Genomic DNA, 12,243 nt, shown 5'->3' with positions numbered 1-12,243 from the left:
TGCAAGACCTGCATTTAGCCAAGGATTCTGTTCTGCTGCCAGGCGGAGGTTTGTGTTCGGGGTGCGTGCGAATGACACCGGGTGCTCCCCTGTGCGAATGTCCCCCGCTTCGCTCCTCCTTTATTTCGCTGCGGGGAGCACCCGGCGTCATTCGCACATGGACACGCTGCCGGTGTGAAGCCGATCAACGACCGCTCTGTCCAACGCTCGCGCCGATACGGGGCTCTTTTTCGCGAAATAAAGGAGGAGCGAAGCGGGGGACATTCGCGAAAAAGAGCACCGTGTCGGCGTGAGCGACGCCCTGAACAACAGCAGCGCCTAGAAACCCCAAAAAGCTCAGACAGTAGGCAAAGTCGCCTGCATCGACGCCCGCTGGTTGAACACGTCGAACCACTTCGCGCTGTTAGGCGCCTCGGCACGCCAATCGACAGTGGGAAAACGGAAGTCCATGTAGCCCAGCGCGCAGGCGAAAGCGATGGTGCCGATGTCGACACGATCACCAAACGAAGGCGCCGCGATTTCGAGCCATTCGAGACCGGTGCGCACCTTCGCGAGCTGGCCATCGGTCCATTCGGTCCAGCGCAGCGGCTCGGGGCGCAGCACGTTCTCGTAGCGCGCAAGCAATGCGGCGCCCGTCATGCCGTCGGCCAGCGACAGCTCGGTCAGACGCGCCCAACGGTCCGCGCCTTCGGCCGGGAACAGCTTGCCCGACTGCGTGGCGTTCAGGTACTCGCAGATCACACGGCTGTCGAACAGCACCTGCCCGTCGTCGGTGAGGAAGGTCGGCACCTGGCCGAGCGGGTTCTTCGGAATGATGGTGCTGTCGCGCTTCACCGGGCCGGCCGCACTGGGCAGCTTCTCGATGCGGTCGGCCATGCCGAGTTCATGCGCCACGACCATGCACTTGCGCACGAAGGGGGAAGCGGGAGAGAAAAAGATTTGCATGATGGTGAAGTGATGTTTGTCGTCAGGCGTGTTCTGCAGAACCGTGGGCCAGGTGCATGCCGGCCACCCAGCCGAAGGTTAGCGCAGGGCCGAGCGTGATGCCCGGCGCCGGGTACTCGCCGCCCATGACCGAGTGCATGTCGTTGCCGGCCACGTACAGGCCGGCGATGGGCATGCCCTGCGCATCGAGTGCGCGGGCATTCGCGTCGGCGCGAATACCGAGTGCGGTGCCGATGTCGCCGGGGTACACCTTCACGGCATAGAACGGCGCCTGCTTCACCGGCGCAAGGCAGGCATTGGGTTGATGGTCCGGATCGCCGAGGTAGCGGTTGTAGGCGTCGCTGCCCTTGCCGAACACCGGGTCCTGGCCTTGTGCGGCGAGCGGGTTGAACTTCGCGACCGTGCGCGCCAGGCCGGCCGGGTCCACGCCGGCCTGCTGTGCAAGTGCTTCGAGCGTGTCGGCGCGATAGAGATAACCGGCGCGCACCAGATGCTCGCGCGAGCGGCCGCCGGGCAATGCGAGGCCCAGGCCCCACTTCTCCATGAACGCGCTGTCGCACACCAGCACGGCGGGAATGCTCGTGGCCTTCGCGTTGGCGCGGTACATGCCGCGCACGAACTCGTGGTACGAGGTCGACTCGTTGACGAAGCGCTCACCGCGCGCATCGACCGCAATCAGCCCTGGCTTGGCGCGGTCCCACACGAGGTGCGGGTAGCGCAGCACGCTGCCGTCGGGCCGCGTGAGCAACGAGACGGGCGCCCACAGCGCCGGCCCCGTGTGGCCCGTGCCGAGCACACCACCGGCCTGCTGCGCCATCGCGATGCCTTCGCCGGCATTGTCTTGCGGCGACATCGAATACGGCCCCGTGGGTGCCGGATAGTGCTGGCCACGCATGGCCGCGTTCCACGGGAAGCCACCGGTGGCGATGACCACGCCGCGCCGTGCGTGCACGGTCAGTTCCTTGCCATCGCGGCGCAGGCGCACGCCGGTGACCACGCCCGTGGCGTCCTTCTCCAGCCCCAGTGCCGGCGTGTCGAGCCAGAACGGAATGCCCTTCTTCAGCACGCTGTGAAAGAGCCGCGCCGCGAGCGCATTGCCCAGCAGCAGCCGCGTGCCACGGTGGTGGCCGCTCAGACGGTCGCCGAAGTAGCGCAGCACCATCTTCACACCGTGCTTCCACGACGCGAATGAACGCCAGACCGCAAGCAGGTGCTTCACGTCGGTCATGTTGACCATCATCCCGCCGAGCACGCAGAACTCGGGCAGCGGATCACGCAGCGTCTTAAAGTGCGAGCCGAGCAGCCGGCCATCGAACTCGATGGGGTCGAGCGAACGGCCGCCCATCGCGGCGCCTTCGCGGTCGGGGTAGTAGTCGGGCGAATAGGTGCGCGCGGCCAGTTGCACGTCGGTGCGTTCGCGCAGATAGCGCAATGCGAGCGGGCCTGCATCGAGGAATGCGTGGCGCAGCTCTTCGTCGCCGGCCGCGCCCACGGTGTTCTGCAGGTAGGTCCAGGCCTTGCCGCGCGTGTCCGGGTGACCGGCCGCCTCGGCCTGGTCGTTGAGCGGCACCCACACGGCGCCGCCCGAGATGGCGGTCGATCCGCCGATGCGGTCGGTCTTCTCGACCACGAGCACGTCGAGGCCTTCGAGCTTCGCGGTGAGCGCGGCGGAAAGACCGCCCGCGCCGCTGCCGATGACGACGACGTCGTACTCGGTCTTTTCTTGCTGTTGTCGCTGCGCCATCAGGACCCCGAGCCTCCGAGCGACTTTCCGCCATCGACAAACAACACCTGGCCGGTGACGAAGCAGGTCGATGGCGATGCGAAGAAGGCCACCGCATGCGCGATGTCTTCGGGCCGACCGGCCGCGCCGGTGGGCTGAAGCGCAAGCTGCGCGGCCAGGCGTTCGGGCGACAGCGCGCGCAGCAGCGGCGTGTCGATCAGCCCCGGTGCGATGGCGTTGACCATGATGCCGCGCGGTGCGAGTTCCATCGCGCTGGCGCGCGTGTAGCCGACGAGCGCGGCCTTCGAGGCCACGTAGTGCGCGTGGTTCTTCGCACCCAGGTAGGCACGCGATGCGATGTTGACGATGCGCGCGCCGTCCGCCATCTTGCGCGCGGCCTCCTGCGTGAGCGTGGCCACGGCCAGCAGGTTCACTTCGTACATGCGGCGGAAGTCCGCCGACGTCACATCCAGGAAAGCCCGCTCGTCGAAGATGCCCGCGTTGTTGACCAGCGCGGCGAGCGGCGGCAGTTGCTGCACCATCGCGCGCACAGCCGCTTCGTCGGTGAGGTCGATGGCGCGGCATTCCACGTCGAGGCCGGCGGCGCGCAGCACTTGCGTTTCGCGCTCGGCCAATTCGCCGTTGAAGTCGGCCATGACCACGCGCCACCCGTCGCGCGCCATGCGCTCGACGATGGCGCGGCCCATGCCGCTGGCGCCGCCTGTCACGAGGACGAGCGGCTTCTCTGTACTGCTGTTGTTCATGGTTGTTCCGATGTGCGGCAGTGCTCAGACCGCCAGGTAGCCGCCATCGACCGGCAGCACCACGCCATTGACGTAGCTGGCCATCGACGACGCAAGAAAGACGACCGGCCCGGCGATCTCGTCGGCCTCGCCGTGGCGCTTGATGGGCACGCGGCTCATGTACCAGTCGGTGCCGTGTTCGGCCTCGCGCTGGCCGGCCGTCATGTCGGTGACCATCAGGCCCGGCGCCACCGCGTTCACGCGCACGCCGTACGGCGCGAGGTCGCGTGCCAGCACTTGCGTGAGCGAACGCACGCCGCCCTTGGCCACCACATAGCCGGCCGACGAGATGCCCGCGCCGAAGGCCACGATGGACGACAGGTTGACGATGTTGCCCTTCGAGCGCTTGAGCGCCGGCACGAAGGACTGCGTGACGTTGAACACGCCCTGCAGGTTGACCGACATCACGCGGTCCCAGGCTTCGCGCGCACCGGGCTCGTCGAACTTCGAGCGCACCGAGATGCCCGCGTTGTTGACCAGCACGTCGATGTCGCCATGCGACGCCGCAACGCGCACCGCAAGTGCGTCGACCGCTGCCGCATCGCTCACGTCGACGCTCTCGGCATCGGCACGGCCACCGGCTTCGCGGATCGACGCGGCCACCTGCTGTGCCACGTCGAGGTCGCGGTCCACCACGAGCACGTGCGCGCCTTCGGCCGCCATGCGGCGCGCGATGGCTTCGCCCAGGCCGCGCGCGGCGCCGGTGACGAGCGAGAGTTTGTCTTTGAGGAGCATGAACTTTCCTTGAGGGAAGTGGCGTCAGACGCCGAGGTAGGCGCGGCGCACCGCTTCGTCGTTCGCGAGCTGCGCGGCAGGGCCGTGCAAAGAGATCTCGCCGTTCTCCAGGATGTAGCCGTAGCTGGAAACCGCCAGCGCAAGCTGCACGTTCTGCTCGACCAGCAAGATGGTGATCTTCTGTTCGCGGTGCAGCCGCTCGATGATCTCGAACATCTGCTCCACCAGCAGCGGCGACAGGCCCATCGACGGCTCGTCGAACAGCATCACGCGCGGGCGCGCCATCACTGCGCGGCCGATGGCCAGCATCTGCTGCTCGCCACCCGACAGCGTGGCCGCCATCTGGTGCTGGCGCTCCTTCAGGCGCGGGAACATCGTGTAGACCGACTCCAGGTCGTTGCGAATGCCCGCACGGTCGCGCCGCAAGTACGCGCCCAGGTCGAGGTTCTCGCGCACGCTCATGTCGCGAAACACCTGGCGGCCTTCGGGCACCTGCACGATGCCGCGCTTGACAAGTGCATCAGAGCCGAGCCGGTCGATGCGTTCGCCATCGAGGCGCACTTCACCGTGCGTGCAGTCGACCAGGTTCGAGATGCAGTTCAGCGTGGTGGTCTTGCCCGCGCCGTTGCTGCCGAGCAGCGCGACGATCTGGCCTTCGGGCACATCGACCGACACGTCGCACAGCGCCTGGATGCGGCCATAGGCGGCCGAGATGGCGCGCAGGGACAACAATGCTTCAGCCATGCGCGGCTCCCTTTCCGTTTCCCTTGCCCAGATAGGCTTCGATCACGCGCGCATTGCTGCCGATTTCCGCGGGCGTGCCTTCCGCGATCTTCTCGCCGAAGGCCATGACGGTGATGCGGTCCGAGATGGACATCACCAGTTGCATCACATGCTCGACCAGCAGCACGGTGATGCCGTCGCGCGCCACCAGCTCTTTCAGCAGCCGGTCGAGGCTTTCGATCTCGCGGTTGCGCAGGCCGGCCGCGGGCTCGTCGAGCAACAGCAGCTTGGGCTTGATGGCCAGCGCGCGCGCCAGCTCCAGCAGCTTCTGGCGCCCGAAATCGAGGTCGCGCGCCGGTTGATGACGCTCGTCGGCCAGGCCGACGCGCTCCAGCAGGTGCATGGCGAAGTCTTCGGTGGCGCGGTCAGGGCGACGCAGCAGCCGGCCCAGCGTGCTGGCGCCGCGTGAGTGCGTGCCGAGCAAGACGTTCTCGAGCACCGACAGTTCGGCGAACAGCTCCAGGTTCTGGAAGGTGCGCGCAATGCCGAGCGAGGCCATGCGGTGCGGCGACACGCTCGTCAGCTCGCGGCCCTCGAAGGTCACGCTGCCGCTGCTGGGCGTGTAGAAGCGCGAGATGCAGTTGAAGGTGGTCGACTTGCCCGCGCCGTTCGGCCCGATGAGCGCATGGATGCGGCCCTGCTCCACCTGGAACGAAAGGCCGTTCACCGCCTTGAGGCCGCCGAACACCACGCTGATGTCGCGCACGTCGAGAAATGCGGTCGCGCTCATGCGTGCTTCTCCGCAACGTTGACGCTGCTCGCACGCTGCGACTTGCGGCGCGCTGTAAAGAGCGATGCCATGCCCTTGGGCAGGAACATCATGAAGAGCATGAGGATGCCGCCGTAGATGATTTCCTGGTACGACGGTGCCTGCCGCAGCAGCTCCGACGCCAGGCCGAACACGATGGCACCGGCCACCGCGCCGCGCACCGAACCGAGGCCGCCCACCACCACCATCGTGAGGATCAGGATGGTGGTCTGGAAGCCCAGGCTCTCGGGGTGGATGAAGGAGGTGAACAACGTGTACATGCCGCCCGCCACGCCCGCGAAGGCCGCCGACAGCACGAAGGCCGTGACCTTCACCGTGCGCGTGTTCACGCCCATGGCCACTGCCGCCACGTCGCTCTCGCGCACCGCGCGGAATGACGAGCCCAGCCGCGAGCGCGACAGCGCCACGGTCAGCCACAGCATCAGCGCCGCAATGGCGATCACGAAGGGGTAGGCCTGCAGGTCGTTCATGAGCTGGTAACTGCCGAGCGAGGCCGGCTTCATCTGCAAGCCGTTCGAGCCCTTGGTCACCGACTCCCAGTTCAAAAACACCCATTGCATCGCCTCGCCGAAGGCGAAGGTGGCCAGCGCCAGGTAGATGTCGCGCATGCGCAGCGCCAGCAGGCCGATGACCCAGCCGAGCGCGGCCGACAGCACGGCGCCCGCGAGGATCGACACGAAGAACGGCGGCTGCCACTGGTTGTTGATGAGCCCGGCCGTGTAGATGCCGATGCCGAAGAAGGCCGCGTGCGACAGCGCGAACTGGCCCGTCTCTCCGATGACCAGGTGCATGCCCAGCGCCAGCACCGAGAACACCATCAGCAGGTTGACCACGTACAGCACATAGCCGCTGGTGGTGAAGGGCAGGACCGCGAGCACCACGGCCATGCCGAGCAGCACCGCGCGGTCCCACCACGGGGACGAAACTGTCGAAGCGCTCATACCTTCTTCACCTGAGGCTTACCGCCGAGCAGCCCTTGCGGACGCACCAGCAGCACCACCATGATCGCCACGAAGGGCGCGACCACGATGGCGTTGGACGAAATGAACAGCCCCACCAGGTTCTCGACGATGCCGATGATGAAGCCGCCGACCACCGCGCCCGGCAGGCTGGTGAAACCACCGACGATGGCGGCCGCATAGGCCAGGATCGCGATGTGGCCGATGTCGGGCGTGATGAGAATCTTGGGCGTGATGAGCAGCGCCGAGATGGCCGAGATGACGCCCGTGAGCGCCCAGATCTTCATGCGGATGGTGCCAAGCTTCACGCCCACGATCTGCGCGCCGCGCGGGTTCATGCCCACCGCGCGCATGGCCTGGCCGGTGCGGGTGCGCGTGAACATCAGGTACAGCAGCACCATCACCACCACGGCCGAGCCGAAGATGGCCAGGTCGAGCAGCGTGAGCGAAGCCTGGCCGATCATGATCGGGTCCTGCGGCACCAGCGAGGGCAGCGAGCGCGGCGTGTCGCCCAGGCCGGTCTTGCGCACCAGGCCTTTCAGCAGGTACGCGAAGCCGAGCGTGGCAATGACAAGCTGCACGCCGACGCCGCGCGAGGCGGTCACGCGCTGCATCACCACGCGCTGGAATGCGGCGGCGAGCATGGCGGTGACCACGATGCTCGCGAGCACCGCGGCCCAGTAGGGCCAGCCCCACACCACCAGCGGAAAGAGCGCGGCGTAGCCGCCGGCCATGAAGATTTCGCCTTGCGAGAAGTTCGGCACGTCGGTGGTCTTGAAGACCATGACGATCGCCACCGCGAGCAGCGCATAGACGCTGCCGGTGACGATGCCGGACAGCACGCCCTGCTGCACGAAAAGCCAGATGTCAGAGATGCTCATGGAATGCCTGCGCCCTCAGGGCTTGTAGGTCCACACGCTCTTGTAGCTGCCGGGCACCTGCGCCATGTTGCTGCCGTCGAACTTGATGTAGATGGCCGACTCCTGCGCCGCATGGTCCTGCGGACCGAACTCGATCGGGCCGGCCATCACGCCGGAGTCGAACTTCATCGTCGACAGTGCCGTCAGCACCTTCTCGCGCGTCGGGTTGGGGCCGGCGGCCTTCAGTGCATTGACCACGGCCATCGCGGGCGGAATGCCGTAGGGCATGTAGGCCTGCGGATGGCCGGGCTTGGAAGCCAACTCGGGGTATGCGGCCTTGTACATGTCGTACACCCACTTCAGCTTGGGACCGCCGGGCACGTCGGCCAGCACTTCCTGGATGTAGACGTTCTTGAAGGCATCCTTGTTGCCCACGTTCTCCACCAGTTGCTTGAGATCGGCGGTGGAGTTCACGGCCAGCACGATGGGCTTGTTGAAGCCCAGCTCGAAGGCACGCTTGACGATCAGGCTCACCGGCCGTGCATAGGTGGTGAGCAACAGCACGTCGGGGTTGGCCGCCTTGATCTTCAGCATGGGCGCCGTCACGTCGGTGATGTTCGGGTTGACCGACTGCACCTGCAAGTCGATGCCGCCGAGCGCCTTGGCCTGTGCCTGGGCCGACTCGAGGTTCCAGCCGCCGTAGGCGTCGTCGTGGTTGATGTAGCCGATCTTCTTGGCCTTGAGCTGCTCGCTCGCGAACTGCACCATCGAGCCGCCCACCGCGTGCTGCGAGATGGAGAACGCGCCGTAGATGTACTTCGACGGCGGATACAGCGCGCCGTCGCCCGAGGCGTTGAGCATGACCAGCGGAATCTTGGCGCGCTCGACGTATTCGCGCGCGCCGACCACGGCCGCCGAGCAGGAGCCGCCGTTGAGCAAAAACACCTGGTCCTGCTCGGTGAGCTTCTTCACCGCGGCCAGCAGGTCGTTGGCATTGCAGCGGTCGTCTTCGACCACGAGTTCGATCTTGCGGCCGTTCACGCCGCCTTCCTTGTTGATCTTGTCGTAGTACATCTTCGCGGCGTTGATGACGTCGAAGCCGTAGTTCATCGACGCGCCCGACATCGGCGAGAACATGCCGATCTTGATGGTCTTGTCGGTCAGGCCGGGCTCGGACTGCGCGAAGGCGGCGCTCGCCAGGGTGCACAGTGCGGCGGCCAGTGCCATGTTCGCCAGGGCGGGAATCAGAGGGTTCTTTTTCATGAGCTGTCTCCGTTGGTATGGGTGAGTGAAAGGCGCTGCCCGCTTACTGCATGCGGTAGCCGCCGTTGACGTCGATCACGTTGCCCGTGATGTACGCCGCCTGCTCCGAGACCAGGTAGTCGACCGCGCCGGCCACGTCGTCCACCGTGCCGATGCGACCGAGCGGGATGTTGGCGGCCGCGGCGTCGAGCGCGCCGCTGCTGCGCACGGTGCCGCGCAGCATGTCGGTGTCGATCAGGCCGGGGGCCACCGAGTTGACGGTGACGCCCAGGTGCGCCGATTCGCGCGCCATCGCCTTGGTCAAGCCGAGCACCGCCGACTTGGCGCCGATGTAGGTCGCGCTGGAGCGGTAGCCGCCCAACTGCGCCGCCACCGAACCGAAGGTGACGATGCGGCCATGCGCCACCGGCAGCGCCTCGCGGCGGCGCAGGTAGGCGCGGCCGCACAGGAACACGCTGCGCGCGTTGACCGCGAAGGTGCGCTCCCAGTCGTCGAGCGACGTGTCCTTGATGAGCGAGCGTTCGCCGCCGGGCATCAGCAGGATGCCGGCCACGCAGACCAGCGCGGCGATCGGGCCGATCTGGCTTTCGATGCCGTCGAACGCGGACTCGACCGCAGCCTCGTCGCTCACGTCGAACTGGCGAAAGTGATGGCCGTCGCCCAGCGATTGCGCCACATTGCGGGCGTTGTCGCCGTCGATGTCCGCCACGACGACGCGAAAGCCGCTGGCCGCGAGGCGGCGGCTCACGGCCTCGCCGATGCCACGGCCGCCGCCGGTCACGAGGGCCAGCCGGCCGGGAGCTTGTGCATGATGTTCCGCCATGGGCTGCGAGTTCTCCGTGCCGCATCGGTGCGGCGTGAAAGTTGATCGAGGGCCGCATTGTGTATACATGGATACTTTTTACAGTCCTCGTTAACCCTGATATCACACCTTATTTCTGATTTTCACTGGCATCATGTATACCTGACATGGACACACTCTCCCAACAAGTCACAGAGACGCTGCGCACCTGGATCCTTCACGGGCGGCTTGCGCCGGGCATGCGCGTGGAGGAAGTGCCGATCGCGGAAAACCTCAAGGTGTCGCGCACGCCGGTGCGCGCCGCGCTGGCCGCGCTGGCGATGGAAGGGCTGATCGACCACCAGCCGAAGAAGGGCTACCTGGTGCGCTCGTTCGCGCTCGAAGACATCCTGGCGGCCTACGAGGTGCGCTCGGTGCTGGAAGGGCTGGCCTGCCGGCGCTTTGCGGCGCTGGGCGTGGACAAGCCGACCGCCGCGCTATTGCATGAGTGCCTGCGCGAAGGCGACGAAATACTTGCGAAGGGGCAACTGCTGGTCGAAGACCTGGCGCCCTACCAGCAGATGAACGTGAAGCTGCACAACGCGCTGATGCACGGCGCCGGCAACCAGTGGATCGTGCGCTTCGGCGCGCAGGCGCAGGCGGTGCCTTTCGCGTCGGACCGGATCATGCTGTGGAATGACCACGGCGTGATCCTGCGTTCGCACGACGACCACCACCGCATCGTGCAGGCGGTGATCTCGGGCGACGCGGCGCGCGCCGAGCAGTTGATGCGCGAGCACGTGTACTACGCCGGCATCCTGCTGCGCGACAACTACCAGCGGCTGCTGGACGAGCGCAGCCGCGACGGCGCGGCGCAGTCGCCGCTCGCTGTGAGCGACCTCGGCGACTTCAGCGCGGCTTGATGATGCGCAGCATGCCTTCTTGCGCGGTGGAGGCCACCAGCCGGCCGTCGCGCGTGAACAGGCTGCCACGGCACAGGCCGCGTGCGCCGCTCGCGCTGGGCGAATCGAGCACGTAGAGCAGCCAGTCGTCCATGCGGAAATCGCGGTGGAACCACATCGCGTGGTCCAGGCTCGCGGGGCGCACCTGGCCGCTCATGAAGCTCAGGCCGTGGGGCAGCATGGCGGCGCGCAGCAGGCCGTGGTCGGAGGCATAGGCGAGCAGCGCGCGGTGCACCATCGGATCGTCGGGCAGCGGCGCGATGGCGCGCATCCAGATCGCGCTTTCGGACGGGCGCACGACCGGCGTCAGCAGGTCTTCGGGCTCGACGCGGCGGTACTCGATGCCGTGCGGCTCCAGGCCCTTGATGCGCCAGCGCTCGGGCAGGCGGTCGCCCAGGGCGATGCGCTGGTCGAGTTCGCTCGGCAGCCCGTCGGGACCGTCCACCTGGGGAATGTCGAACTGGTGCTCGACGCCGTCGTCCACCGTCTGGAACGAGGCCGACATCTCGAAGATGATGCGTTCCTGCTGGCGCGCCACCACGTGGCGGGTGGTGAAGCTGCGGCCGTCGCGCACGCGGTCGACGCTGTATTCAATGGGCGCATGCTCGCCCGGCAGCAGGAAGTAGGCGTGCATCGAATGCACCGGCCGTTCGGCGCCGACCGTGAGGCTGGCGGCCATCAGCGACTGGCCGAGCACCTGGCCGCCGAACACGGCGGGCGTGCCGATGTCTTCGCTCTGCGCCAGGAAGCGGTCGCCCCCGAGCGGCTGGAGCTGCATGAGGGCGACGAGTTCGTCGACGAGGCGGGCGGCGGTGGCGGGATCGGTGGTCATCTGGCGGGGGGCGGTCAACGCAAAAAAGGGCAACCCGCAACCATAGCAAAGGCCGGGCCCGCGGGCTGTCGCGGGTCGGTCAGGCCGATCAGGGAGCGCTTCTTATCTGTAGAAGCAGACGCCCATGACGCCGACGCGGCAGCTGTAGTCGGTTCCGCCCTGGACAACGCGCACGGGCACGCCGCCCAGCAGCATCGAGCCATCGTCGGCGTACACCAGCGGCGTGGCCGTGGCCTTGGTAAAGGCGCCGCTGAGCGTTTCCTGCTCGACGAAATTGACGTAGTAGCGCCTGGAAAAATCGACCGTGTCGGCTGACTTCAACGGCGCCGCCGCATAGCGCTTGCCGTAGATGGTGCCGAAGTAGCGCAGCGCCGATCCGGTGCGGTCGCCGTACTTCACGTCCGCCCTCGCAAAGCCGGTCTGGACCAGGAAGACCCTGTCTTCGGGCGTGAGGTCGGCGTCGAAGGCCATCAGCATGTACTGGCCCTCGAAGCTCTGGTTGCGCGCCACCTTCATCTCGCCGATCAGGGCGGGCGTGATCTTGGTGCGGCCTTCCCAGCGCAGCAGCGCCGCCACGGAAGGATCGCCGTCGAACACGTAGTGGTAGTTGTCGCCGGCAATGGCGAGCTTGCGGCCGTCCTTGGCCGCGACAAGGCTCAGTATCCGGTCCTTGCCGTGGACGGGCTCGCCTTCGGGTGTACTGGCGCAAGCCGACAGCATCAGGCCGAGGGTGGCGCAGGAAAGGGCGAGGAGGATGCGACGCGCAGTGGTCGACAACGAAAGAAATTGCACTTTTCGTCCGGGGTTCGAGTTCATCAAGCCCCGGAC

At 66.8% G+C, this 12,243-nt stretch carries 13 protein-coding genes; 1 reads left to right on the top strand and 12 read right to left on the bottom strand.

The annotated features are described in order from the left end of the window. Positions 1–336 precede the first annotated feature (336 nt). The 10 genes from H7F35_RS14040 to H7F35_RS13995 are packed head-to-tail and all read right to left on the bottom strand — an operon-like array spanning position 337 to position 9,663. Entirely contained in the window at positions 337–945 is a 609-nt protein-coding gene (locus tag H7F35_RS14040) for a glutathione S-transferase (protein WP_187113448.1), read from the bottom strand. A gap of 22 nt (positions 946–967) precedes the next feature. Continuing rightward, on the bottom strand, positions 968–2,689 hold the full coding sequence (locus H7F35_RS14035; RefSeq protein ID WP_187113447.1) for an FAD-dependent oxidoreductase: 1,722 nt from the start codon (positions 2,687–2,689) through the stop codon (positions 968–970). Then, entirely contained in the window at positions 2,689–3,432 is a 744-nt protein-coding gene (locus H7F35_RS14030; protein ID WP_187113446.1) for an SDR family NAD(P)-dependent oxidoreductase, read from the bottom strand. The genes H7F35_RS14035 and H7F35_RS14030 overlap by 1 nt, the downstream gene beginning before the upstream one ends. Before the next feature lie 24 nt (positions 3,433–3,456). Then, the gene (locus H7F35_RS14025; protein WP_187113445.1) at positions 3,457–4,206 is read right to left on the bottom strand and encodes an SDR family NAD(P)-dependent oxidoreductase; all 750 of its coding nucleotides are present in this window, start codon (positions 4,204–4,206) and stop codon (positions 3,457–3,459) included. A gap of 24 nt (positions 4,207–4,230) precedes the next feature. Beyond that, complete coding sequence (locus H7F35_RS14020; RefSeq protein ID WP_187113444.1) at positions 4,231–4,950, bottom strand: ABC transporter ATP-binding protein; 720 nt, start codon at positions 4,948–4,950, stop codon at positions 4,231–4,233. Further along, complete coding sequence (locus H7F35_RS14015; protein WP_187113443.1) at positions 4,943–5,719, bottom strand: ABC transporter ATP-binding protein; 777 nt, start codon at positions 5,717–5,719, stop codon at positions 4,943–4,945. Before H7F35_RS14015 ends, H7F35_RS14020 begins: the two co-directional genes overlap by 8 nt. Further along, positions 5,716–6,699 (bottom strand): branched-chain amino acid ABC transporter permease, encoded by a 984-nt coding sequence (locus tag H7F35_RS14010; protein WP_187113442.1) that lies wholly within the window; start codon positions 6,697–6,699, stop codon positions 5,716–5,718. Before H7F35_RS14010 ends, H7F35_RS14015 begins: the two co-directional genes overlap by 4 nt. Continuing rightward, positions 6,696–7,598 carry a branched-chain amino acid ABC transporter permease gene (locus H7F35_RS14005; RefSeq protein ID WP_187113441.1) on the bottom strand — a complete coding sequence of 301 codons (903 nt, stop codon included), beginning with the start codon at positions 7,596–7,598 and terminating at the stop codon, positions 6,696–6,698. The genes H7F35_RS14010 and H7F35_RS14005 overlap by 4 nt, the downstream gene beginning before the upstream one ends. 15 nt (positions 7,599–7,613) lie before the next feature. Further along, positions 7,614–8,840 carry an ABC transporter substrate-binding protein gene (locus H7F35_RS14000; protein ID WP_187113440.1) on the bottom strand — a complete coding sequence of 409 codons (1,227 nt, stop codon included), beginning with the start codon at positions 8,838–8,840 and terminating at the stop codon, positions 7,614–7,616. A 43-nt stretch (positions 8,841–8,883) separates the two neighbouring features. Next, the gene (locus H7F35_RS13995) at positions 8,884–9,663 is read right to left on the bottom strand and encodes an SDR family NAD(P)-dependent oxidoreductase (protein WP_187113439.1); all 780 of its coding nucleotides are present in this window, start codon (positions 9,661–9,663) and stop codon (positions 8,884–8,886) included. A 146-nt stretch (positions 9,664–9,809) separates the two neighbouring features. Here H7F35_RS13995 and H7F35_RS13990 point away from each other — a divergent pair, with 146 nt between their 5' ends. Further along, the gene (locus H7F35_RS13990) at positions 9,810–10,544 is read left to right on the top strand and encodes a GntR family transcriptional regulator (RefSeq protein WP_187113438.1); all 735 of its coding nucleotides are present in this window, start codon (positions 9,810–9,812) and stop codon (positions 10,542–10,544) included. Here the strand turns inward: H7F35_RS13990 and H7F35_RS13985 are convergent. Then, complete coding sequence (locus H7F35_RS13985; RefSeq protein ID WP_187113437.1) at positions 10,531–11,415, bottom strand: acyl-CoA thioesterase; 885 nt, start codon at positions 11,413–11,415, stop codon at positions 10,531–10,533. The two genes, H7F35_RS13990 and H7F35_RS13985, sit on opposite strands and share 14 nt — an antisense overlap. 102 nt (positions 11,416–11,517) lie before the next feature. Then, positions 11,518–12,207 carry a hypothetical protein gene (locus H7F35_RS13980; protein WP_261803622.1) on the bottom strand — a complete coding sequence of 230 codons (690 nt, stop codon included), beginning with the start codon at positions 12,205–12,207 and terminating at the stop codon, positions 11,518–11,520. Positions 12,208–12,243 lie beyond the last annotated feature (36 nt).

The organism is Variovorax sp. PAMC26660, assembly GCF_014302995.1.
Taxonomy (GTDB): domain Bacteria; phylum Pseudomonadota; class Gammaproteobacteria; order Burkholderiales; family Burkholderiaceae_C; genus Variovorax.
Note: the sequence above shows the minus strand (reverse complement) of the source record. Positions and strands in the feature narration are given on the sequence as shown.